23 protein-coding genes are annotated in these 22,158 nt (G+C 71.2%); 6 read left to right on the forward strand and 17 right to left on the reverse strand.

Features of this window, described 5'->3' with window-relative positions:
* From H0487_RS15020 to H0487_RS15060, 9 genes are all read right to left on the reverse strand, one after another.
* A partial coding sequence (locus H0487_RS15020) for an NADH-quinone oxidoreductase subunit G (RefSeq protein ID WP_183095044.1) occupies window positions 1–1,408 on the reverse strand: 1,408 nt, incomplete at its 3' end.
* Window positions 1,405–2,715, reverse strand: coding sequence for an NADH-quinone oxidoreductase subunit NuoF (gene nuoF, locus H0487_RS15025; protein ID WP_312855959.1), 1,311 nt, complete (start codon window positions 2,713–2,715; stop codon window positions 1,405–1,407). The genes H0487_RS15020 and nuoF, both read right to left, overlap by 4 nt.
* Window positions 2,712–3,485, reverse strand: a complete 774-nt coding sequence (gene nuoE, locus H0487_RS15030; protein ID WP_183095065.1) for an NADH-quinone oxidoreductase subunit NuoE — start codon at window positions 3,483–3,485, stop codon at window positions 2,712–2,714. The genes nuoF and nuoE overlap by 4 nt, the downstream gene beginning before the upstream one ends.
* 124 nt (window positions 3,486–3,609) lie before the next feature.
* Window positions 3,610–4,959 carry an NADH-quinone oxidoreductase subunit D gene (locus tag H0487_RS15035; protein WP_183095045.1) on the reverse strand — a complete coding sequence of 450 codons (1,350 nt, stop codon included), beginning with the start codon at window positions 4,957–4,959 and terminating at the stop codon, window positions 3,610–3,612.
* Window positions 4,956–5,675 (reverse strand): NADH-quinone oxidoreductase subunit C, encoded by a 720-nt coding sequence (locus H0487_RS15040; RefSeq protein WP_183095046.1) that lies wholly within the window; start codon window positions 5,673–5,675, stop codon window positions 4,956–4,958. The genes H0487_RS15035 and H0487_RS15040 overlap by 4 nt, the downstream gene beginning before the upstream one ends.
* Entirely contained in the window at window positions 5,672–6,226 is a 555-nt protein-coding gene (locus tag H0487_RS15045) for a NuoB/complex I 20 kDa subunit family protein (protein WP_183095047.1), read from the reverse strand. Before H0487_RS15045 ends, H0487_RS15040 begins: the two co-directional genes overlap by 4 nt.
* Window positions 6,227–6,353: 127 nt before the next feature.
* The gene (locus tag H0487_RS15050; RefSeq protein ID WP_183095048.1) at window positions 6,354–6,710 is read right to left on the reverse strand and encodes an NADH-quinone oxidoreductase subunit A; all 357 of its coding nucleotides are present in this window, start codon (window positions 6,708–6,710) and stop codon (window positions 6,354–6,356) included.
* 177 nt (window positions 6,711–6,887) lie between these two features.
* Window positions 6,888–7,229 (reverse strand): DUF3592 domain-containing protein, encoded by a 342-nt coding sequence (locus tag H0487_RS15055; RefSeq protein WP_183095049.1) that lies wholly within the window; start codon window positions 7,227–7,229, stop codon window positions 6,888–6,890.
* A 68-nt stretch (window positions 7,230–7,297) separates the two neighbouring features.
* Complete coding sequence (locus H0487_RS15060) at window positions 7,298–7,987, reverse strand: demethylmenaquinone methyltransferase (RefSeq protein ID WP_183095050.1); 690 nt, start codon at window positions 7,985–7,987, stop codon at window positions 7,298–7,300.
* A gap of 107 nt (window positions 7,988–8,094) precedes the next feature.
* Here H0487_RS15060 and H0487_RS15065 point away from each other — a divergent pair, with 107 nt between their 5' ends.
* The 3 genes from H0487_RS15065 (at window position 8,095) to H0487_RS15075 (ending at window position 10,558) form a co-directional block, all read left to right on the forward strand.
* Window positions 8,095–8,994 (forward strand): peptidoglycan-binding protein, encoded by a 900-nt coding sequence (locus H0487_RS15065; protein ID WP_183095051.1) that lies wholly within the window; start codon window positions 8,095–8,097, stop codon window positions 8,992–8,994.
* Between the two features lie 78 nt (window positions 8,995–9,072).
* Window positions 9,073–9,675 carry a carboxymuconolactone decarboxylase family protein gene (locus H0487_RS15070; RefSeq protein ID WP_183095052.1) on the forward strand — a complete coding sequence of 201 codons (603 nt, stop codon included), beginning with the start codon at window positions 9,073–9,075 and terminating at the stop codon, window positions 9,673–9,675.
* Window positions 9,676–9,820: 145 nt separating this feature from the next.
* Complete coding sequence (locus H0487_RS15075; protein ID WP_312855960.1) at window positions 9,821–10,558, forward strand: sigma-70 family RNA polymerase sigma factor; 738 nt, start codon at window positions 9,821–9,823, stop codon at window positions 10,556–10,558.
* A 714-nt stretch (window positions 10,559–11,272) separates the two neighbouring features.
* Here the strand turns inward: H0487_RS15075 and H0487_RS15085 are convergent.
* A complete protein-coding gene (locus H0487_RS15085) occupies window positions 11,273–11,911 on the reverse strand; it encodes an MBL fold metallo-hydrolase (RefSeq protein WP_183095054.1) in 639 nt (212 codons plus the stop codon).
* 51 nt (window positions 11,912–11,962) lie between these two features.
* On the opposite strand from H0487_RS15085, the gene H0487_RS15090 reads away from it, so the two are divergent.
* Entirely contained in the window at window positions 11,963–12,805 is an 843-nt protein-coding gene (locus tag H0487_RS15090) for an NmrA family NAD(P)-binding protein (protein WP_183095055.1), read from the forward strand.
* Between the two features lie 54 nt (window positions 12,806–12,859).
* Here H0487_RS15090 and H0487_RS15095 read toward each other — a convergent pair whose 3' ends face one another.
* From H0487_RS15095 to H0487_RS15115, 5 genes are all read right to left on the reverse strand, one after another.
* Complete coding sequence (locus H0487_RS15095) at window positions 12,860–14,329, reverse strand: ATP-binding protein (RefSeq protein WP_183095056.1); 1,470 nt, start codon at window positions 14,327–14,329, stop codon at window positions 12,860–12,862.
* A complete protein-coding gene (locus H0487_RS15100; protein ID WP_183095057.1) occupies window positions 14,326–14,940 on the reverse strand; it encodes a hypothetical protein in 615 nt (204 codons plus the stop codon). Before H0487_RS15100 ends, H0487_RS15095 begins: the two co-directional genes overlap by 4 nt.
* Before the next feature lie 22 nt (window positions 14,941–14,962).
* Window positions 14,963–15,649 (reverse strand): hypothetical protein, encoded by a 687-nt coding sequence (locus H0487_RS15105; protein WP_183095058.1) that lies wholly within the window; start codon window positions 15,647–15,649, stop codon window positions 14,963–14,965.
* A 139-nt stretch (window positions 15,650–15,788) separates the two neighbouring features.
* The gene (locus H0487_RS15110) at window positions 15,789–17,666 is read right to left on the reverse strand and encodes a cation:proton antiporter domain-containing protein (RefSeq protein WP_183095059.1); all 1,878 of its coding nucleotides are present in this window, start codon (window positions 17,664–17,666) and stop codon (window positions 15,789–15,791) included.
* 45 nt (window positions 17,667–17,711) lie between these two features.
* Entirely contained in the window at window positions 17,712–18,335 is a 624-nt protein-coding gene (locus tag H0487_RS15115; RefSeq protein ID WP_183095060.1) for a TetR/AcrR family transcriptional regulator, read from the reverse strand.
* 61 nt (window positions 18,336–18,396) lie between these two features.
* On the opposite strand from H0487_RS15115, the gene H0487_RS15120 reads away from it, so the two are divergent.
* Together H0487_RS15120 and H0487_RS15125 are read left to right on the forward strand one after the other, a co-directional pair.
* Window positions 18,397–19,461, forward strand: coding sequence for an oxygenase MpaB family protein (locus H0487_RS15120; protein ID WP_183095061.1), 1,065 nt, complete (start codon window positions 18,397–18,399; stop codon window positions 19,459–19,461).
* Between the two features lie 86 nt (window positions 19,462–19,547).
* A complete protein-coding gene (locus H0487_RS15125) occupies window positions 19,548–20,156 on the forward strand; it encodes a hypothetical protein (RefSeq protein WP_183095062.1) in 609 nt (202 codons plus the stop codon).
* A 13-nt stretch (window positions 20,157–20,169) separates the two neighbouring features.
* On the opposite strand, the gene menD is transcribed toward H0487_RS15125, so the two are convergent.
* Together menD and H0487_RS15135 are read right to left on the reverse strand one after the other, a co-directional pair.
* Complete coding sequence (gene menD, locus H0487_RS15130; RefSeq protein ID WP_183095063.1) at window positions 20,170–21,795, reverse strand: 2-succinyl-5-enolpyruvyl-6-hydroxy-3-cyclohexene-1-carboxylic-acid synthase; 1,626 nt, start codon at window positions 21,793–21,795, stop codon at window positions 20,170–20,172.
* Window positions 21,792–22,158: enolase C-terminal domain-like protein (locus H0487_RS15135; protein ID WP_512698507.1), on the reverse strand; the 367-nt coding region annotated here is incomplete at its 5' end. The genes menD and H0487_RS15135, both read right to left, overlap by 4 nt.

Consider the following 22,158-nt stretch of genomic DNA (forward strand, 5'->3'; position numbering starts at 1 on the left):
CGAGCTCGCCGGCGAGACCGGCCAGCGCGGCCGCCTCGTCGCCAGGAGCCGTCGGCACCAGGCGACCGGAGAGCTTGGCAAGACCGCGCGTGGTCGACGGCGCGACCGCCACCACCTCGGTGCCGCCGGCCAGGACGCTCTTGCGGAGGCGCAGCCAAATGGCGCCGGCCTCGTCCTCGGGCTCGAGGCCGACGAGCACCACCTTGGCTGCCGTCTCGAGGTCGCCGTAGGTGACGCCGCCGCTGGTGGGGCCGGTCAGGGCGACGTGAGCAGCCAGGAACGCAGTCTCCTCGGCCGAGAGCGGCCGGGCCCGGAAGTCGACGTCGTTGGTGCCGAGCGCCACCCGGGCGAACTTGCTGTAGGCGTAGGCGTCCTCGACCGTCAGGCGACCGCCGGTGAGCACGCCGACACCGCTCGCTGCGGAGGCCTTGGCCAGGCCGCGCGCCGCGACGGCGAACGCCTCCGGCCACGAGGCCGGGCGCAGCGCACCGTCGTCGCCGCGGACCTGCGGGTAGGTGATCCGGTCCTCGCCCTGGGCGTAGGCGAAGGCGAACCGGTCCTTGTCAGTGATCCACTCCTCGTTGACCGCCGGGTCGTCACCGGCCATCCGGCGCATCACCTTGCCGCGCCGGTGGTCGACGCGGATGGCCGAGCCGCACGCGTCGTGCTCGGCGACACCCGGGCTCGACACCAGGTCGAACGGCCGGGACCGGAAGCGGTAGGCCTCGGAGGTCAGCGCACCGACCGGGCAGATCTGGATGACGTTGCCGGAGAAGTAGGACAGGAAGGGGGCGTCCTCGGCGATGCCGATCTGCTGCTGCGCGCCACGCTCGACGAGCGCGATGAACGGGTCACCCGCGATCTCCTCGGCGAACCGGGTGCAGCGCTGGCACACGATGCAGCGCTCGCGGTCGAGCAGCACGATGGGCGAGAGGTTGATCGGCTTCGGGAAGGTCCGCTTGGCGCCCTCGTGGGCACCTCCGGAGAAGCGGGACTCCCCGCGCCCGTTGGACATCGCCTGGTTCTGCAGGGGGCACTCGCCGCCCTTGTCGCAGACGGGGCAGTCGAGCGGGTGGTTGACAAGCAGGAACTCCATGACGCCCTGCTGCGCCTTGTCGGCGACCGGGCTGGTCACCTGGGTGTTGACGACCATGCCCTCGGCGACGGGCAGCGTGCACGACGCCTGCGGCTTGGGGAAGCCGCGTCCGTTGCCGGCGTCGGGGACGTCGACCAGGCACTGACGGCACGCACCCACCGGCGCGAGCAGCGGGTGGTCGCAGAACCGCGGGACCTGCACACCGACCTGCTCGGCCGCGCGGATCACCAACGTGTCCTTGGGGACGGCGACCTGGATGCCGTCGATCGTGACGTTGACGAGGTCCGTCGTGGTGTCGGGGGTCGCGGTCATGCCGTCACCTCCTGTCCGGCCCAGGCGGTCGATCGCGCCGCGTCGAAGGGGCAGCCGCCGTGCGTCAGGTGCGCGAGGTACTCGTCGCGGAAGTACTGGATCGAGCTCGAGATCGGGCTCGTCGCACCGTCACCGAGCGCGCAGAACGAGCGGCCGAGGATGTTGTCGCACTGGTCCAGCAGGGTGTCGAGGTCGGCCTCGGTCCCCTGCCCCTTCTCCAGGCGCGCGAGCGTCTGCACCAGCCACCACGTGCCCTCGCGGCACGGCGTGCACTTGCCGCACGACTCGTGCTTGTAGAACTCGGTCCAGCGGAGCACGGCACGGACGACGCACACGGTGTCGTCGAAGATCTGCAGCGCGCGGGTACCGAGCATCGAGCCGGCCGCACCGACGCCCTCGAAGTCCAGGGGGATGTCGAGGTGGTCGGCGGTGAGGAGCGGGGTGCTGGAGCCTCCGGGCGTCCAGAACTTCAGCTCGCGGCCCCCGCGGATCCCGCCGGCCAGGTCGAGCAGCTCGCGCAGCGTGATGCCGAGCGGCGCCTCGTACTGTCCGGGCTTCGTGACGTGGCCCGACAGCGAGAAGATGCCGTAGCCCTTGGACTTCTCGGTGCCCATCGACGCGAACCACTGGGCGCCGTTGGCGACGATGCTCGGCACCGAGGCGATGGACTCGACGTTGTTGATGACGGTCGGGCTCGCGTAGAGGCCGGCGACCGCGGGGAACGGCGGGCGGAGCCGCGGTTGGCCGCGCCGGCCCTCGAGACCCTCGAGCAGGGCGGTCTCCTCGCCACAGATGTAGGCGCCGGCGCCCGCGTGGACCACGACGTCGAGGTCGTAGCCGGACCCGTGGATGTCCTTGCCGAGGTGGCCGGCGGCGTACGCCTCCGCGACGGCGGCCTGCACCCGGCGGATCACGTGGAGGACCTCGCCGCGGATGTAGATGAACGCCTTGTTGGCGCGGATCGCGTAGGAGCTGATGATGACGCCCTCGACGAGCACGTGGGGGTTGCCCATCATCAGCGGGATGTCCTTGCAGGTGCCCGGCTCGGACTCGTCGGCGTTGACGACGAGGTACTTGGGCTTCGGGTTGTCCTGGGGGATGAAGGACCACTTCATGCCGGTCGGGAAGCCCGCGCCGCCACGACCGCGGAGGCCGGAGTCCTTGACCGCGGCGATCACGTCGTCCTGGCTCATGCCGAACGCCTTGTCCAGCGCCTGGTAGCCACCCTTGGACTCGTAGGCCGCCAGCGTCCACGAGCGCTCGACGTCCCACATGTCGGTGAGGACCGGGGTCAGCGTGTCGGTCACTGGGCCTCCCTCTTCTCCGCAGCCGACTCGTCGGCCGAGCTGGACTCGTCGATCGTCTCGGACTCGGCGCGCGAGGTGTCGGCCTCGGCCACCGCACTCTCCTTGGAGGGCGTCGGCGCGATGGCGCCGGGCGCCGGGACGTGCGGCGCCGTCCAGCCGCGCTCGCGCGCGATCTCGAGGCCGGCCAGGCTCGCGGGCCCAGCCGACGGGCCCTCGTCGACCCGGCCGTCGGGGAAGCCGGCAAGCACCCGCTCGGCCTCCCGCCACGTGCAGAGCTTCGGTCCGCGGGTGGAGCGGACGTCGTGGCCGGCGCGCAGCGACTCGACCATCTGGACCGCGCCCTCGGGCGTCTGGTTGTCCATGAACTCCCAGTTGACCATCACGACGGGCGCGTAGTCGCACGCCGCGTTGCACTCGACGTGCTCGAGGCTGACGGAGTACTGGTCGCCCTGGCGCTTGTCGGCGACCTCGTCGTTCCCGATCTCGAGGTGCTGCTTGAGCCGCTCGAAGATCTGGTCGCCGCCCATGACCGCGCAGAGGGTGTTGGTGCACACGCCGACGTGGAAGTCGCCGACGCCGTGCCGCTTGTACATCGTGTAGAACGTCGCGACCCCGCTGACCTCGGCGGCCGAGATCTCCAGGATCTCCGCGCACGCCTCGATCGCCTCGGGTGTCACCTTGCCCTGCGCCGACTGCACCAGGTGCAGCATCGGCAGCAGCCCCGAGCGCTTCTCGGGATAGCGGCCCGCGATCTCGCGGAGCTCGCCCATGGTCTTGTCGTCGAGCGCACTCACAGCCTATTACCTCCCTGCGGCCGCAACCACAGCGAACGGGGTCCCCGCGCGAATGTTCGCGGAGGAGCGAAGCGGGGGAGCGAAGAATCGCGTGGGGTGTTCATCGGTCCACGCCTCCCATCACCGGGTCGATGCTGGCGATCGCGACGATCACGTCGGCGATCATGCTGCCTTCGCTCATCACGCCCATGGCCTGCAGGTTGTTGAACGACGGGTCGCGGAAGTGGGCGCGGAACGGGCGGGTGCCGCCGTCGGAGACGACGTGGGCACCGAGCTCGCCGCGCGGGGACTCGATCGGCACGTAGGCCTGACCGGCCGGGACCCGGAAACCCTCGGTCACCAGCTTGAAGTGGTGGATCAGCGCCTCCATCGACTCGCCCATGATGTGGCGGATGTGGTCGAGGCTGTTGCCCATGCCGTCGCTGCCGATCGCGAGCTGGCTGGGCCAGGCGATCTTCTTGTCGGCGACCATGACCGGCTCGCCCTCCATCTTGGCGAGGCGGTCGGCCGCCTGCTCGATGATCTTGAGGGACTCCCACATCTCGTTGAGACGGACGCGGAACCGGCCGTAGGAGTCGGCGGTGTCCCACGTCTGCACGTCGAAGTCGTAGGTCTCGTAGCCGCAGTACGGGTCGGTCTTGCGCAGGTCCCACGGGTAGCCGGTGCTGCGCAGGACCGGGCCGGTGAGGCCGAGCGCCAGGCAGCCCTCGAGGTCGAGGTGGCCGACGTCGACCAGGCGGGCCTTGAAGATCGGGTTGGCGTTGCAGAGCGCGGCGTACTCGGGCAGCCGCTTCTTCATCAGCGCGATGAAGCTGCGGATCTCGTCGAGCGCGCCCGGCGGCAGGTCCTGGGCGACGCCGCCCGGGCGGATGAACGCGTGGTTCATGCGCAGGCCGGTGATCAGCTCGAACAGGTCGAGGACCAGCTCACGCTCGCGGAAGCCGATCGTCATCACGGTGAGGGCGCCGATCTCCATGCCGCCGGTCGCGATGCAGACCAGGTGGGAGGAGATCCGGTTGAGCTCCATCAGGAGCACCCGCATCACGGTTGCCTTCTCGGGGATGTCGTCCTCGATGTCGAGCAGCCGCTCGACGCCCAGCACGTAGGTCATCTCGTTGAAGAACGGGCTCAGGTAGTCCATCCGGGTGCAGAAGGTCGTGCCCTGCACCCAGGAGCGGTACTCCATGTTCTTCTCGATGCCGGTGTGGAGGTAGCCGATGCCGCAGCGGGCCTCGGTCACCGTCTCGCCCTCGAGCTCGAGGATCAGCCGGAGCACGCCGTGGGTCGACGGGTGCTGCGGGCCCATGTTGACGACGACCCGCTCCTGCGCGTCGCCGCCGTCCTCGCCGAGCCCGGCCGCGATCTCGTCCCAGTCCTGGCCCGAGACGGTGAACACCTTGCCGTCGGAGGTCTCCGACGAGCCGGCGTAGAAGTCTTCGGTGGTGCTCATGAGTAGCTCCTCCGCTGGTCCGGGGGTGGGATGGTGCCGCCCTTGTACTCGACCGGGATGCCGCCGAGCGGGTAGTCCTTGCGCTGCGGGTGGCCGGGCCAGTCGTCCGGCATGAGGATCCTGGTGAGCGCCGGGTGGCCCTCGAATACCAGACCGAACATGTCGAACGCCTCGCGCTCGTGCCAGTCGGCGGCGGGGTAGACGCTGCAGATCGACGGCAGGGTCGGGGCGGCGTCAGGGACGCTCACCTCCACCCGGATCCGGCGGTTGAAGGTCATCGACAAGAAGCTGTAGACCGCGTGCATCTCACGACCGGTGTCGGCCGGGTAGTGCACCCCGCTCACACCGGCACAGAGCTCGAAGCGGAGCTTCGGGTCGTCACGGAGGAGCTTGACGGCGGCGAGCAGGTTGCCCGCCGAGATGTGGAAGGTGATCTCACCGCGGTGGAGGACGACCGCGTCGATGAGCGGGTCGAGGCCGTCGGCGACGGCGTCGAACCAGCCGCCGTACGGACGCTCCGCGGCCGCGGGGTAGACGACCGGGGCGACCAGGCCGCCGTAGCCGCTGGTGTCGCCGGTGCCGGAGACGCCGAACATGCCCTGGCGCTCCCCGATCGTGCGCACCTCGTTGGTCGGGGCCGGGACGTTCTCGGGCGACTGCTCGACGGCGGGCTGCTCGACGGCCTCGGCCGGGCCGACCTTCTTCTCGTCGGTCACCGCAGCATGCCCTTCATGTCACCGGTCGGGAGCGCGACCAGGCCCTCGGCCTCGAGCTCACGGATCTGTGCGAGGCGGTTGGCGCCCAGCGGGGTGTTCTGCACCTTGTCGTGGAGCTTGAGGATCGCGTCGATGAGCATCTCCGGGCGCGGCGGGCAGCCCGGGAGGTACATGTCGACGGGCACGACGTGGTCGACGCCCTGGACGACGGCGTAGTTGTTGAACATGCCGCCGCTGCTCGCGCAGACGCCCATGGCGAGGACCCACTTGGGCTCGGCCATCTGGTCGTAGATCTGGCGGAGGACCGGAGCCATCTTCTGGCTGACCCGGCCGGCGACGATCATCAGGTCGGCCTGGCGCGGGCTGGCCCGGAAGACCTCCATGCCGAAGCGGGCGAGGTCGTACTTCGGGCCGCCGCTCGTCATCATCTCGATCGCGCAGCAGGCGAGGCCGAACGTCGCTGGCCAGAAGCTGGCCTTGCGGAAGTAGCCGGCGACGCCCTCGACCGTGGTCAGCAGGACGCCGCTGGGCAGCTTTTCTTCGAGACCCATCAGTCCTTACCTCCTGTTGAGAGTCGCGAGGTGCGTGCTCCGCCCAGGCGGAGGAGCGAAGGCGACCTGTAGGGCGAAGCGGTCGTCGAGCGACGACAACGCCGGCGGAGTGCGTACATCGCGGCTCTCAGTCCCAGTCCAGGCCGCCCCTACGCCATACGTAGGCGTAGGCGACGAAGACGGTGGCGATGAAGACGACCATCTCGATCAGTCCGAACCAGCCCATGGCGTCGAAGTGGACCGCCCAGGGGTAGAGGAAGATGATCTCGATGTCGAAGACGATGAAGAGCATCGCGGTGATGTAGTACTTCACCGGGAAGCGGCCGCCGATCGCCTGCGGCGTCGGCTCGATCCCGCACTCGTAGGAGTCCAGCTTGGCGCGGTTGTAGCGCGCCGGACCGACGAACGCACTCATCGCGACCGACCCGACCGCGAAGAGCGCGGCGAGGGCCGCGAGGACGAGTACCGGTGTGTAGAGCTCCAACTGCCTCCCCTAACCGTGCTGCGGGCCCTGCTTCTCACACCACCATTCGTGAGATTGTGAACAGAATCACGAGTGGCGCGGGACACATACTGCCACCAGGTGACGCGGCTCGCACATGGGGGTCGGGGTCGCCGGATCAGGCCGTTGACCTGCAGATTTAACGCACGCGGGACTGACCTAAATCAGGTCGGTCAGGCGCGGGCGGACCGCCCGGACGTCGTTCGGGTCGTCCGGGTCGTAGATCACCGGGATCTCCGTGCCCGGCTCCATCAGCTCGCCGACCAGCAGGTTCGCGCTGAAGAGCCGGCCGTCCTCGGTCGGGTACTCGACCGACACGTGGTAGCTCGTGCGGGTCTGGTCGCCGAACGTACGGCTGTCGGTCGTGTACTCCTCGCTCCAGCTGTGGACCACCTTGGCGACCGCGGAGTGCGCCCTCGCCAGGAACCGTCGGTGGCGCCGTTTGCCCACCAGCACGCAGACCACGACCATCGCCACTCCTGCGACCAGCAACCACTCCATGGCCCGAGGCTAGGGACCTGACCCGCGCTCCGCCGACTGATCGGGCCGGAAATCCGCCGCAGGGAGGATCAGGCGGTGGCGCGGTGCAGGGCGACGATGCCGCCCGAGAGGTTGCGCCACGCGCGCTTCGTCCAGCCGGCCTCGCCGATCATGAGGGCCAGGCCCGCCTGGTCCGGCCAGGCGCGGATCGACTCGGCGAGGTAGACGTAGGCGTCCGGGGACGAGGAGACCGTCCGGGCGACGGCCGGGAGGGTCTTCATCAGGTACTCGAGGTAGACCGTGCGCCACGGGCCCCAGGTCGGGTGGCTGAACTCGCACACCACGAGCCGGCCGCCGGGGCGGGTCACCCGTCGCATCTCGGCGAGGCCGGCGACCGGGTCGACGATGTTGCGCAGGCCGAAGGAGATGGTCACCGCGTCGAAGGTGTTGTCGGCGAACGGGAGCTTCGTCCCGTCCCCGGCGGTGAACGGCAGGTGCGGGAACTGCTTCTTCCCGACCTGGAGCATCCCGATCGAGAAGTCACAGGGAACGACGGTGGCGCCGGCGTCCGCGAAGGGCTGGCTCGACGTGCCCGTGCCGGCCGCGAGGTCGAGGACCTTGTCGCCGTACGACGGGTCGACGGCCGCCAGGACCTCCCGCCGCCAGCGACGGTCCTGCCCGAACGACAGCACGTCGTTGGTGATGTCGTATCGCTTCGCCACGGCGTCGAACATGCGACGGACGTCGGCGGGCTGCTTGTCGAGCGCTGCACGGGCCACGCCTGAAGCGTAGGCCGTCGCGATCCGTCGCAACCAAACGGGCGGCTGCTGCGTCTCCTTGTCACCGAACCCACGCAGCACCACGACCTCACAAGGATCCCCCTGCCATGTCCGTCCTCCGTCGCCTCACCTTCGTCGCCGTCATCGCGGCCGCCCTGTGCGGGCTCGCCTTCGGCGTCGGCCACGCCAGCCAGACCGGCGACCTCCCGTGGCAGCGTTCCGACGCCCGCCCGGCTCCCGACCAGCACGACCAGCCCGAGCCGCCCGCGCCCGACCAGCCGGTCGGCCGCCCCGGTCAGCCCGACGTCGACCCGACCCACGAGCCGGCGCCGGAGCCGGTCGAGCCGGACGAGCCCGCCCTGGTGCCCGGTCCGACCCTGCTCGGCCCCGGCGACGAGGGTGACGACGTCCGCGACCTCCAGGCGCGGCTGGCCCAGATCGACTGGTTCGACGCCGGCGTCACCGGGTTCTACGGCGACGTCACGACCGAGGCGGTACGCGGCTTCCAGGCCAAGCGGGAGATCCCCGTGACCGGCGCGGTCGACCAGCGCACGCTCGACCTCCTGCACGCGATGACCACCGAGCCGACCCAGGCCGAGCTCACCGGCACCGCGGGCGGCAACGTCCCCGGCGCGCTCGACCCGCGCTGCCTCGAGGGCCGCGTCCTGTGCATCGACAAGACGAGCAGCACCCTGCGCTGGGTCGTCGACGGCGAGGTCCGCGAGCTCCTCGACGCCCGCTTCGGCGGCTCGGCGACGCCGACCCGTGAGGGCGAGTTCTCGGTCGACTCCAAGAGCCGCGACCACGTGTCCAGCCTCTACGGCTCCGCAATGCCGTTCGCGATGTTCTTCTCCGAGGGACAGGCCGTCCACTACTCCTCGGACTTCGCGGCGGTCGGCTACAACGGCGCGTCCCACGGCTGCGTCAACATCCGCGACTACGACGCCATCGCTGCGCTGTTCGACCAGGTCCAGGTCGGCGACACGGTGATCGTCTACTGGAGCTGATCGCGCCGACGTGTCACAACCTCCTGGGTCGCGGTGTCTTGATGGCAACCCCATCCGGCCCCGACCCAGGAGGACGACATGAACGACACCCGGATCCCCGCCGCCGAGATCACCGGCTTCAAGGGCGCGCTGCTCAAGCGCTTCATCAAGAAGACCCTCGGCCAGGTGCCGACGTCGGTCGGCGTGTACTGGCACCACCAGCCCGTGCTGATGGCCATGGCAGGCTTCGGCCAGAAGGTGCAGAAGTGGGGCGCCTGCGGGGAGGACCTCAAGACGTACGCCCACATGGCGGTGGCGTCGTACATCGGCTGCACCTGGTGCCTGGACTACAACTACTTCGGGGCCCGCAACAAGGACGTCGACCTCGCCAAGGCCCGCGAGGTCCCGCGCTGGCGCGAGTCGGACGTGTTCACGCCTCTCGAGCGCGACGTCCTGGCCTACGCCGAGGCGATGAGCAGCACCCCGGTGACGGTCACCGACGCGATGGTGGCCGGGCTCCGTGCCCAGCTCGGCGACGCGGCCGTGATCGAGCTGACCGCGGTCATCGCTTTTGCGAACCTCACGACCCGGCCCAACGTCGCGCTCGGCATCGAGTCGGACGGCTTCGCCGCGGCGTGCGGCCTCCAGCCGCTCGCCGAGCGGACCGCGTCGCCGGGAACCGCGGACGTCGTACGGTCATGATCGTGGCCGATCCGTTCGTCGAGCACCGCAGCCTGCTCTTCACCGTCGCCTACGAGATGCTCGGCTCCGCGGCCGATGCCGAGGACGTCGTGCAGGAGAGCTGGCTGCGGTGGGCCGCCCGCACCGAGCAGGCGACCAGGCAGAGGTGCGTGACCCTCGGGCCTACCTGGTGCGGATCGTCACGCGCCAGTCCCTCAACCGGCTCCGGTCGCTGTCGCGGCGCCGCGAGGACTACGTCGGCGAGTGGCTGCCGGAGCCGCTGCTCACCTCCCCCGACGTCGCCGACGACGTCGAGCTCGCCGAGAGTGTGTCGATCGCGATGCTCACGGTGCTCGAGACGCTCGGGCCGGCGGAGCGGGCGGTGTTCGTGCTGCGGGAGGTCTTCGACACGCCGTACGACGAGATCGCGGCGGCGATCGACAAGTCACCGGCGGCCGTCCGCCAGATCGCGCACCGCGCCAAGGAGCACGTCGCGGCGCGGCGGCCGCGCATGGACGTCCGGCGCGACGAGCAGCAGGCTGCGGTCGAACGGTTCCTCGCCGCCGTCCGCGGCGGGGAGCTGCAGGACCTGCTCGACGTCCTCGCCCCCGACGTCGTGATGGTGGCGGACGGCGGTGGCATCGCCAACGCGGCCCGCAAGCCGATCCTCGGCGCCCGGAAGGTCGCCCTGTTCCTCGGTACCGCCAAGCGCCTCGACATGGAGTACACGAGCGTGCCGATCTCCATCAACGGCCTGCCCGGCGCACGCCTCGACATCCCGTTCGACGGGTCGACGACCGCCCTGAGCTTCGTCGTCGAGGACGGGCTGATCACCCGGATCTACGCGATGCGCAACCCGGAGAAGCTGGAGCGGTTGGCGGAGGTCACGCCGCTCCAGCGGTGACGGCTAGGCCAGCCCGGCCTGGGCGACGACGTCGTCGACGATGTCGGCGACCTGCTCGACGGTCAGACCTGGGACGGCGTAGACGTTGACGGTCACGCCGCCGACGACCCGCTGGCACTGCACCTGGAACGGCGGAGCACCCTGGGTGAGGGCCTCGGTCTGCCACTGACCGATGCAGACGCTGTCGCCCTGGCGCACGGTGTCGGTGGTGGTCTGGGAGCCGGCGGTCATCTCCGGCGGCACGGGCGGGCCGTCCTGGAGGAACAGTCCGGACTCGCCGTCGTAGATGGTCACGGCGACCTGGGCCTCACGGCCCGGCGTCGTGTAGATGCCTACCGCCACGTCGGTGCCGAACACCTCGGTGAGCTTGTCGGTGCCGAAGCCCTCGACCTGGTCGGTCACGGCGGAGAACTCGGGGTCGATCGACTCGAAGGTGACCAGCCCGCCGTCGAGGATCGTCTCGGGAAGCAGGTCCGCGACATCGCCCACCGAAGCAGGCTTCTCCTCGCTCGCCGCCGGCTCGTCGCCCGTCGCCTCGGGGAGGCCGACGGCGAAGCCGAAGACCCCGGCCAGGAGGGTGACGCCGGTGGCGGCGCCGACGGTCGTGTCNGGTGACGCCGGTGGCGGCGCCGACGATCGTGTCACGCAGAGGCATCGGGCCATCATGCCCGGACCGGGTACCCGGCTCGGCGCCGGGTCAGCGGCCGGACTCCCTCACAGGTCCGCCCCGTCGGGCAGGCGGACGTAGTCGAGACCGTCGGCCGCGAGGAACCGACCGAAGTGCGCGTCGGCGATGCCGAGCCCGGCGTCGGAGTAGACCCGGTCGTGGATGGCGACGTTGCGGGCCGCGCCGACGGACCGGGCGAACTCGATGCCCTCCGCCACCTTCATCCACGGCGCGCACACGGGCGCGAGCAGCACGTCGACCGGCCGGCCCGGACCGGTCAGCGCGTCGCCGGGGTGGAAGACGGTCGTGTCGCCCAGGGTCAGCAAGTAGCCGCTGTTGTCGAAGTGCGGGAGCTCGGGATGGATGACTGCGTGCTTCTCCCCGACCACGTCCACCGCGACGCCGGCTGGGCTGAGCTGCTGACCGGGCGCGACCACGGTCACCCGGTCGGCGAGGTCGGGGGCCGTCTCGCGGATCTGGGTGGCGACCGCCGCGATCGTGTAGATCGGCGCATCCGTCGCCCGGAGCTGGTCGGCCTGCCAGTGGTCGGGGTGCTCGTGGGTGATCAGCACCGCGTCCGCGCCGTCGGCCGCGCCGGGCTCGGTGAAGACGCCCGGGTCGATGACCACGACGACGCCGCCGTGCTCGATGCGGACGCAGGAGTGACCGAGCTTGGTGAGACGCATGCGATCACCGTAGTGACGGAATAGCGGCGCCCGCCGTTGGTTGAAGATTGCATGATCGCGATCACCGGAGCTACGGGAGCACTCGGCGGCCGGGTGGCCCACCTCCTCGCCGACCTGACCCCCACCCTCGTCGTCCGCGACCCGTCGCGGGCGCCCGACCTCGGCGGCGAGGTCCGGGTGGCGTCGTACGACGACCGGCCGGCGGCCGACGTCGCGCTCGCCGGGGTGAGGACCCTGCTGCTCGTCTCGGCCGCGGAGTCGGCCACCCGACGCGAGCAGCACCGGACCATGGTGGACGCGGCGGCGAGCGCCGGCGTGCAGCACGTCGTCTACACCTCGTTCGTCGGCGCCGGCGCGGACGCCACCTTCACCCTGGGACGTGACCACGGCGACACCGAGCAGGCGATCCGCGAGGCGGCGGAGCGGACGGGGATGACCTTCACCTTCCTCCGCGACAACTTCTACCTCGACGTGCTGCCGTACTTCGCGGACGCGGAGGGCGTCATCCGCGGGCCGGCCGGCCAGGGACGGGTGGCGGCCGTCGCGAGGGCCGACGTCGCCGAGGTCGCGGCCGCCGTGCTGCGGGCACCGGCCGCCCACGCCGGAGCGACCTACCACCTCACCGGCCCCGAGGCGCTCTCGATGGACGAGGTCGCGGCCCGGATCGGCGCTGCGACCGGCAGGGACCTGCGCTACGAGGAGGAGACGCTGGACGAGGCCTACGCGTCGCGTCGTGCGGGCTATCCCGACGCTGCCGACTTCGAGCTCGACGCCTGGGTCAGCACCTACACCGCGATCGCGGACGGCTCCGTCGCCACCATCACCGACGACGTCGCGCGAGTGGGGGGCCGCCCGGCGCGCACCCTGGAGCAGGCGCTCGCGACGGCCCGGTGACGGTCCGTCGCCCCGGGCGCGGCCGTCATCAAGCCGTCGATCTCGCCCCCACGCTCACGCGCGCGGGCCGTCCTCCGGTGCGCTCGGCAGCGTGACCCGAAAGATGGAGCCGTTCTCCGGGTGGTCCTCGTGGTCGACCTGACCACCCTGAGCCTCGACGAGCGACCGTACGACGTACAACCCGAGGCCGGTGCCTCGGCTCGTCGTCTGCGCGGCTCGCGCGAACTCGGTGAAGAGGAGCGGCCGGAAAGCAGCCGGGACCCCGGGGCCCCGGTCCTCGACGCTGATCCGCACCTGGTCGGCGAGCGGTTCGAGGCGGATGGCGATCGGCGGCGCCCCGTACTTGACCGCGTTGACCAGCAGGTTCGCCAGGATCTGCTGAAGTCGTAGCGGGTCCGCCATCACCCTCACGGCCGCGTCACCGATGACGTCGACATCGTCGAGGTTGGGCACACCTTGGACCGAGTGAGTGATGACGTCCGCGAGCCGCACGGGTTCGACCTGCACCTCGAGCTTGCCGTGGCGGGCCTGGGCGGCGCCGAGGAGGTCGGCGGTCACCCGCTCCAGCACCCGGGCCTGCCTCGCGATCGCGCCGGTCAGCTGGGCCCGCCGATCCGGCGACTGGTCCAGGCCCAAGGTCTCGGCGATCCCCTGGAGCACGACCACCGGGTTGCGGATCTCGTGGGCGACGGTCGCCAGGGCCTGTCGCAGCAGCGCACCTTCGCGCCCGGCCGGGCGGTCGTCCAGGTAGCAGGCGATCAGGCCTCCCTCCCCTCGGAGCCTGACCTCCAACGGCGTCGCGCCTGCAGTGAGCTCGACATCGACCGCTCGGTTCGCGCTCAGCGCCGCGCGGTGCCGCTCGACCAGCGAAGCGAACGACTCGTCGACCTCCCCCAGCGGCCGGTCGTCGATGGCGCCGGTCGCCCCCAGCATCCGAACGGCCGCCGGGTTGGCGTCCACGACCACGGTCCGATCCCGCTCGAGGCGCAGCACGACCACCCCGTACGGAGCCAGCCGGAGCGCGGCGTCCAGGACCCCCGAGGCGTCCGCGGCGACCTTCTCGCCCTCGACACCCTCGGCGACCGGCCCCTCCGCCCTGCGGCGCTGCCCCAGGGACAGGGGGACGACCGAGCGCTCGGACACCAACGCGCTCACGTACTCGACGATCGTGGTCGGGGAGGCACCCTTCTGCAGGTAGCCGTCCGCGCCGGCGCTCAGCGCGCGCTCGGCCATCCGGTCCGCACCGAAGCCGGACAGGACGATGATCGTGGCTCGAGGCACGATCCGGCGCAGTCCCGGGAGAGCGGCGAGGCCGTCCATCACCGGCATCGCGAGGTCGAGCAGCACCACGTCGGGGGGCTCCTCCCGCGCTCGGGCGTGTGCCTCGAGCCCGTTGCCGGCCTCGCCGACGACCCTGAACGCGGGATACCGCTCCAGGCTCATCCTGAGCAGCAGGCGGATGTCGGGGGTGTCGTCGACGATGAGGACCCGGACCCGGTCGTCCGTCATCGGGACAGCGCTCACGCCCCTGTCTCCTGCGTCTGCGCTGAGTCCCCGCTGGTCGGATCGACGATGGCCGCCGACGTCCGGAGGAGCCCCGCATCGGCCGACCGGTACTCCGAGCCGATCAGGTCGGTGATCATCCCGCTCGCCGAGAGGATCGCAGCGTCGAGCGCGGCGGTGGCCTTCTCACGCTGATCGAGGTCGAGGGACATCCGCGCGACCACCAGTCCCTGCAGCACGTTGTCGTTGAGCTCCAGGGCCTGCTGCTCGCGCTTCTGCAGGTCGGTGAAGAGCTCGGCGCCCTGGATGAGCGCGCCGTACCCGCGGCGCAGGCTGAAGTAGTAGACCGCGACCAGCGCGCCGACGATGTCCCACCCTGCAGCCGGCCAGGTCCAGGCCTCGCGCATGGCCATCCCGGCGCCGTCCGCGATCCCGAAGGACGGAAGGACCATGTGGACCACGTGGCTCCCGTGATGGACCGCGCAGGTCAGGAAGATCGCGGCGGTCGCGGATGCGAGCAGGTTGCTCCGCAGCTGGCGGCCACGCACCAGCGGGCGCAGGATCGTCGCGAAGATCATGAGGTACGCGGCACCGATGATGGTGTTGGCGATAGCGCCGATGAGCCAGGGCATGGCAGACCCCTTTAACCGTGAGTCATGAGTGGTACGGGAGGAACGACACGACACCGAGCAGCGCGACCGACGCGACGGCCCACCCTCGCGCGACCAACGGCCACTCGGTGGACGCGCGCGAGGACGACGGCGGGCGGTGGAGGAGCCAGCCGCAGCAGGCGATCACCACGAGCTCCCACCCGGTTGCTGCGACGTCGAGCGCGCCGATCGGCTCCGGGCGACCGCCGGCGATGGACGGCAGGCCGACGATCCGCGAGACGGCCCAGATCGCGACGACGACGGCAGAGCCGACCAGCCCTGCAGTGAACAGGACCCGGTCCGGGCGCCGGATCGCCGCGGCTCCCCACGCACACTGGGCGACCGCAACGAGGAGGAAGAACAACCCGACCACCGCGCCTTCGCGGGCGTGTGACGGGATCACGGCAGCGTGCACTCCCGCCGCAGCGACACTCGCCACCGCGGCGACAGGGACCACCGCACTGCGGAGCTGATCGCGCGGGGCGGCCGAAGGGCCGGCCGGTGGCAGCGGGTCCAGGACGGCGAGGGAGCCCGACGCGGCGCGCTCCCGCAGGATCGCCAGGCGACGCGCGTGGTCGGCCGTCATGGCGGTGGCGCGCCCTCGCATCGGCACCAGCAGCAACAGCGCCACGCCAAGCGTTCCAGCGATGACCATGGCGTAGTGCACCGCGTGGCCCACGAAATCGAGCACGGCACGACCCTCCCGCCCGCGGACGAACAAGACTCTGTTCCTCCTATCGGCCGGCGCGTGGCGAAGCTGCGCGAAACCCGCCAGCTTCTGGTCCGCCCCTTCTGCGACCAGGCGGCGAGGTGGTCAGGCGGTGAGGTGGTCAGGCGGTGAGGTGGTGCACGTAGCACCAGCGCCAGTCCTCGCCCGGCTCCACGGAGCGGATCACGGGGTGCGCGGTCGCGTGGAAGTGCGCCGTGGCGTGTCGGTTCGGGGAGCTGTCGCAGCAGCCGATGTCGCCGCAGGTGAGGCACATCCGCAGCGCGACCCAGCGACTGCCGATGCGCACGCAGTCCTCGCACTCGACCGGACGGTCGGGGTCGACCAGCGGCATCGACTCGAGGTGCTCGCACTGCTGCCCGGCTGGTCTGCTCACGCGTTCGGCCTCCACGTCGGCTCGTTCCTGCTCGGCAGCGTCCAGCATCGACTCCTCGATGTCGAGCATCGCCAGCACGTCGCTGACGACCTCGGAGGGCACCGAGCCGGTCGAGCGGATCTCGAGGACGCGGGCCCGCTCGGCTCCGATCATCTCCTCGCGCAGCCGCGCGTAGAGCGCAGCCGGGCTCTCCTCCCCCTCGGTGGTGCCGAGGCGCTCCCAGGCGGCGAAGTTGCGCTGCTCGATCCGCTGGCGGATCAGGTCGACGACGCCGTAGGGGTCCTCGCCGTCGGCGAGCTCGGCGAGGCGCTTCTCCCCCGCCTTGGACGCCTGCTGGAGCAGGGTCGCGCGCGCCAGCGCGTCGTCCATCGGGTCCGGCGAGGGCACCCGGAGCCGGCGAGCGATCCAGCCGAGGCTCATGCCCTGGAGCAGCAGCGTCCCGGCCACGACGGTGAAGGCGATCATCAGCAGCACCTCGCGGTGCTCGACCGACTCCGGGATCACGAACGCGGCGGCCAGGGTGACCACGCCGCGCATCCCCGCCCAGCCGATGAGGAACGTGTACGACGCCGGCGGTCGCTGCCCGGTCGCCGGGTCGGCGCCCGGCCGGACGAGCAGGTAGCGGACGGGGAACACCCAGACGAGCCGCAGCACCACGACCGCGACCAGCGTGGACAGGCAGACGGCGACGATCGTGCCGGTGGGCAGGGAGCTCTCCCGCACGTCGTCGAGCAGCCAGCGCGCCTGGAGGCCGATGAGGAGGAAGACCGTGTTCTCGAGGATGAAGGCGAGGGTGCGCCAGTTCATCCGTTCGGCGATCCGGGACTGCGCGGTCTGGATAACCGGCGCCTTGTGGCCGAGCAGCAGTCCCGCAACGACCACCGCGACGACGCCGGAGGCGTGGATCTCCTCCGCGGCGATGTAGGTGGCGAACGGCACGACCAACGAGATGCCGGTGTCGAGCACCGGGTCGGTGACGTGCTTGCGGATCTTGGCGACGAGGACGAACCCGACGACGCCGACCGCCAGGCCTCCGCCGGCGGCGACCACGAAGTCGATCGCTATCTCCCCCACCGGCGCCATCGCCGTGGTCGCGACGCCGATCGCGGCGATCGCGGTGCGCAGGCCGACGAGCGCGGTCGCGTCGTTGAGCAGCGACTCGCCCTCGAGGATGGTGACGATCCGTCGCGGCAGGCCGATCCGCCGGCCGATCGCGGTCGCCGCGACGGCATCGGGAGGCGCCACGACCGCCCCGATGGCGAACGCCGCCGGCCAGCCGACCTCCGGCAGGATCGCGTGGACGACGACGGCGACCCCGAAGGTGGTGAACACCACCAGCCCGACCGACAGCAGCAGGATCGGGCGGCGGTTGGCGTTGAAGTCGACGAGCGACGTGCCGAGCGCGGCGGCGTACAGCAGTGGCGGCAGCAGGCCGAGGAGGACCACCTCCGGCTCCAGGTGGATCGTGGGCACGCCCGGCAGGTACGACGCCGCCCACCCGACGGCGATCAGCGGGACCGGCGGGGCGAACCCGAGCCGTCCCGCGATCGCCGTGACCGTGAGCACGGTGACGGCGATGGCCACCAGCAGAAACGCAACCTCCACGGCGTCATTCTCCTGCCGGTGTCCAGAGCGGTGCGGGTCGGCCCCTCAGCGCCACAGGAGGGAGAGGATCCGGTTCGCCCCGTCGACCATCCGCTCGGTGCTGAAACGCTCCGGATCGTCGATGAGCAGCCGACCGAAGTGCTCGAGGATCGCGAGTACTGCGTGGGCATAGAGGTCGGCGTCGAACGGCGCACCCTTCTCGTTCGCGCTCACGCTGCTGATCAGGCCGGAGAAGATGGCCCGGACCCGCTCCCGGTCGGCCTCGATCCGCTGGAGCACCACCTCGGGCAGGCCCTCGGGGAGCTGGAGGATCGGCCGCCAGGTGTCGGGGTCCTCGCGGACCATGGTGACCAGCTGCTCGATCCCGATCGTGACCAGCGCAGCCGGGTCGGCCGGGTCGGCGTCCTCAGGGAGGGCCTGGAGCAGCCGCCCGAACGCCCGGACCTGCTGCCGGTCGAGGAGCGCGGTCAGCAGCTCACCCAGCCCCTCGAAGGCGCCGTAGACGACCGGTCGGGTGACGCCGGCCTCCTTCGCGACCGCGTCGACCGACACCCCGCCGTACCCGTCGCGGACGATCACCGCGAGTGCGGCGTCCATCAGCTGCTCGCGCCGGACGTCCATCGGGACGCGCGCGGCATACGGGCGGCGCTGGCGCGGGACGTCTGACACAGCGGAAACCTTAATCGTCCGACCCCTTCCCCTATTACTACAGATGTGTAGTAATAGTGCCATGGCGATCAAGACTTTGGGGGCAAAGGACGTGCAGCCCCACGAGGACTACGGCTTCTTCGGCCCCGACTCCATCACCTGGAAGGTGTGGTCCTACCCCACCTCGTTGACGATCGGTTTCCAACGCGCGGTCGTCGTCGAGGAGCTCGACCCGGCGCTCGTCGCGTCGGTCACCGAGACGCATGCGATCTTCGACCGCCCCCGCACCCGCTACGACCGGACCCTGAAGTACTTCGCGCTCGTCGCGTTCGGCTCCAGCCGGGAGACCTCCCGGGCTGCCGACATCCTCGTCAAGATCCACTCCAAGGGGATCGGCACCTGCCCCGTGACCGGGATCCGGTACGACGCCAACGACCCGGACAGCCAGCTGTGGATCCACATCACGGCGTGGCAGTCGATCCTGCTGGCCTACGAGCGTTACGGCCCGGGCCGGCTGAGCCCCGAGGAGGAGGCGCAGTACTGGAGGGAGTGCGCCGTCGCCGCCGAGCTCCAGACCTGCGACCAGGCCGAGATCCCGCGCAACCGCGACGAGGTCCGGGCCTACTACGAGCGGATGCGCCCGCAGATGCTCGCGAGCGGCATCGCGAAGGACGCGATGAACCAGCTGCTCGACGCTCGGGTGATGCTGCCGAAGATGCCGTGGTTCCTGGCACCGGGCAGCTGGGTGGCCGGCGTCGCGCTCCGCAAGGGCACCATCGCGACGCTGCCGCAGTGGATGCGCGAGGAGAGCGGCCTCCAGCAGTCGCGCCTGATGGACGCGCTGATCCGGCCCGTCCTGCGGATCGCGTTCTGGGTGGTGGCCCTCAACGGTCCGGCCCAGGTCCAGCTGCTGCGGCTGCTGTCTCCGATGACGGTCGCCGTGGCCGCGCCGATCCTGCTCCGGGTCCCCCCGGAGCGTCAGGAGGTCCTCACGCCTGCAGAGGCTCGTGAGCGCTACGGCTACGACCGCCCCCGCGACGCGCACCTCACGCTCCGCTCCCGCCAGCACGAGAAGGTCTTCGGCGAGGGCGGCAAGCCGAGCGAGGAAGGCATCATCGAGTCCCAGCCGATCCTCGGGCGGATCTGACGCCGGGCGAGTAGGGTGACGGGCCTAGCCCCGACCGCTGGGCCATTCCCGGGGAATTCGTTCCTGCTCCCGAGATCGGCCTGCCCATGCGACGTCCCCAGCTCACCTTCGGCAACATCCTCGTCGGCACGGCCGTCGTCCTGCTCTGGACCGGCGGTACCGCCTACGCCGCCGCCACCATCACCGGCGCCGACATCGTCGACAACAGCGTCGACGGGATCGACGTGAAGAACGCTTCGATCAAGGCCGTGGACATCCTCGACGGCACCGTCGGGACCGCCGACATCCTCGACGGCACCGTCCGGAGCGAGGACATCTCCAACGGCACGATCACGCAGCTCGACCTAGGGACCGGGTCCGTCGCGTCCTCGGAGATCGCCGACTTCGACCTTACGAACGAGGACATCGGCGTCCTGTTCGCCGAGGTGAAGGCCGACGGCGGGCTGGCCAGGGGCAACCCCAACGTCACCGCGACCCGCAACGACGTCGGTGACTACTCCGTCGACTTCAGCCGACTGGTGTCGGGCTGCGTCCCGACGGCGACCTCCGGCCCGGCGGGCGTGCTCGCAGGACCGGTCACACCCGCGGTCGCGACCGTCGGCGACGGGGACAGCGCTTTCGCGGTGGCCGTGCGGATGTCGAACCTCGACGGCGTGGCCGTCGACGTGCCGTTCCACCTGGTCCTCGTCTGCTGAGGGACCGCCCCGATCAACCCTGGTCGGTCGCGAGGGCGCGGATCCGCAGGTCGAGCTCGCGGCGGTCGCGGCGGCTGACGACCGCCTCGATCACCTCGATGCCGCCGTTGGGGCTGGCGAGCGCGTGCTCGAGCTCGAGGACCGAGTGGACCTTGAGGTACGGCGTGTGGGTGGCCACACACAGGCTGGCGAGGTCGACGCCGTGGGGAGTGCCGAAGAGGCGCTCGAAGGCGTCGGCGTGCTCGGGGGCGCCCTGCTCGAGCATCGAGAAGATCGCGCCGCCGTTGTCGTTGACCACCACGATCGTGAGGTCCGGACGCTCCTCGAGCGGCCCGAGGACCAGCGACGACTGGTCGTGGAGGAAGGTCACGTCGCCCATCACCGCGATCGCGCGGCTCGAGGACGGGCGCCCGAGGGCGGCGCCGATGGCGGTGCTGAGGGTGCCGTCGATCCCGGAGAGACCCCGGTTGGCGACCACCTTGCGCCGCTCGCCCACCGGTGCGGGCGGCTCCATGATGTCGAGGTCGCGGATCGGGCTCGACGCGCCGATGACGCACAGGCTCTCGGCGGTCAGCGCTCCCGCGACCGCGGCCGCGACTCCGTACGGCGTCAGCCGGCGCTCGTCGGCCAGCAGGCGATCGATCCGCCCGCTCAGCGCGGCGTCCGCTCGCTGCCACTGCTCGAGCCAGGCAGACCCCTCCGGCTCGGAGGGCGGCTCAGGCGGGCCGTCGAGGACCACGGCACCCGCCGGGCGGACCGGCCAGGCCCCCCGACCGGGGACGACCAGCACCTCGACGTCGTCGCGCGCCAGCAGCCGGGTCACGGGGCGCGACAGGGTGGGGCGGCCGAAGACGACGACCCGCTCGACCTGGTCGCCGAGCCCGGTCCCGAGCAGCAGGCGGTAGGTCCGGACGGCGTGCGCCCCGCGCCGGGCACCGCTCGACGGCTCGGCCAGCAGGGGCCAGCCGGCCCGCTCCGCCAGCAGACGTGCCCGGGGGCCCGCGTCGTCGCCGGCCACCACGACCGTGCGCGGTCCGGCCACGAGGGGGGCGGTCGGCGTGACGACGACCCGCTTCGACGCCGCCACCAGGACGGCCGGGCCGTCGTCGTCCAGCGGCTCCTCCACCGGGAGCGGGACCGAGGGCACGAGCGGCTCCTCGAGGCGCACGTTCACGTGGAGCGGGCCCTGCGCGTCCCAGGGGACCGCATCGAGATCGGCGACCGTGGCCACGTCGTACGTCGGGACCATGGGGCCGAAGATGCCGACCTGGTCGGTGGTCTGGTTGGCGCCGGTGGCCATCAGCCGGCGCGGCCGGTCGGCCGAGACGACGATCATCCGGACACCCGAGTGGGCCGCCTCGAGGACGGCCGGGTGCAGGTTGGCGACGGCGGTCCCCGAGGTGCAGACGACGGCCGACCGCGGACCGACCTTGGACAGGCCCAGGGCGAGGAACCCGGCAGCCCGCTCGTCGATCCGGGTGCGCAGCGTGAGGCGACCGCGTCCCTGCTCCTCCGCGAGGGCGGCGAACGCGAGCGGGGCGTTGCGGGAGCCGGGGGACAGCACCAGCTCGGTCACGTCCTCAGCGACCAGACGTGCGACCACCGCCGTCCCGAGGTCGACGCCGCTGATCTCGCTCACGACCGCCGATCCTGCCGTAGGGCGGTCACGTCGCGGTACCGGGACTCCCACCACGCCTGCCGGTCGGGCGGTGCGGCCAGCCGGTCGAGGGCCGCCTCGTCGACGACCGGAGCGCCGACGGGCAGCACGCCGTCGACCGGCAGCAGCGGTGCGAGTGCGACGTCGTCGGTGAGCAGCTGGACGGTGGCGAGGCCGCACGCGTACGGCAGGTCGGGCAGCGCCGCGGCCAGCGCGATCCCGGCGGCGATCCCGACCGAGGTCTCCAGCGCCGACGACACGACGACCGGCAGCCCGATCTCCTCCGCGATCCGCAGGCACGCCCGGACCCCGCCGAGCGGCTGCACCTTGAGCACCGCGATGTCC

The sequence above is a fragment of the Nocardioides stalactiti genome, from assembly GCF_014180715.1.
Taxonomy (GTDB): Bacteria; Actinomycetota; Actinomycetes; order Propionibacteriales; family Nocardioidaceae; genus Nocardioides; species Nocardioides stalactiti.

Excerpts from the sequence above, each read along its gene's own strand:
- nuoE (WP_183095065.1), bottom strand. The coding sequence starts at position 3,485 with ATGGGCGAGCTCCGCGAGATCGCGGGCCGCTATCCCGAGAAGCGCTCG.
- H0487_RS15035 (WP_183095045.1), bottom strand. The coding sequence starts at position 4,959 with ATGAGCACCACCGAAGACTTCTACGCCGGCTCGTCGGAGACCTCCGAC.
- H0487_RS15045 (WP_183095047.1), bottom strand. The coding sequence starts at position 6,226 with ATGGGTCTCGAAGAAAAGCTGCCCAGCGGCGTCCTGCTGACCACGGTC.
- H0487_RS15055 (WP_183095049.1), bottom strand. The coding sequence starts at position 7,229 with ATGGAGTGGTTGCTGGTCGCAGGAGTGGCGATGGTCGTGGTCTGCGTG.
- H0487_RS15065 (WP_183095051.1), top strand. The coding sequence starts at position 8,095 with ATGTCCGTCCTCCGTCGCCTCACCTTCGTCGCCGTCATCGCGGCCGCC.
- H0487_RS15070 (WP_183095052.1), top strand. The coding sequence starts at position 9,073 with ATGAACGACACCCGGATCCCCGCCGCCGAGATCACCGGCTTCAAGGGC.
- H0487_RS15085 (WP_183095054.1), bottom strand. The coding sequence starts at position 11,911 with ATGCGTCTCACCAAGCTCGGTCACTCCTGCGTCCGCATCGAGCACGGC.
- H0487_RS15090 (WP_183095055.1), top strand. The coding sequence starts at position 11,963 with ATGATCGCGATCACCGGAGCTACGGGAGCACTCGGCGGCCGGGTGGCC.
- H0487_RS15100 (WP_183095057.1), bottom strand. The coding sequence starts at position 14,940 with ATGCCCTGGCTCATCGGCGCTATCGCCAACACCATCATCGGTGCCGCG.
- H0487_RS15120 (WP_183095061.1), top strand. The coding sequence starts at position 18,397 with ATGGCGATCAAGACTTTGGGGGCAAAGGACGTGCAGCCCCACGAGGAC.
- H0487_RS15125 (WP_183095062.1), top strand. The coding sequence starts at position 19,548 with ATGCGACGTCCCCAGCTCACCTTCGGCAACATCCTCGTCGGCACGGCC.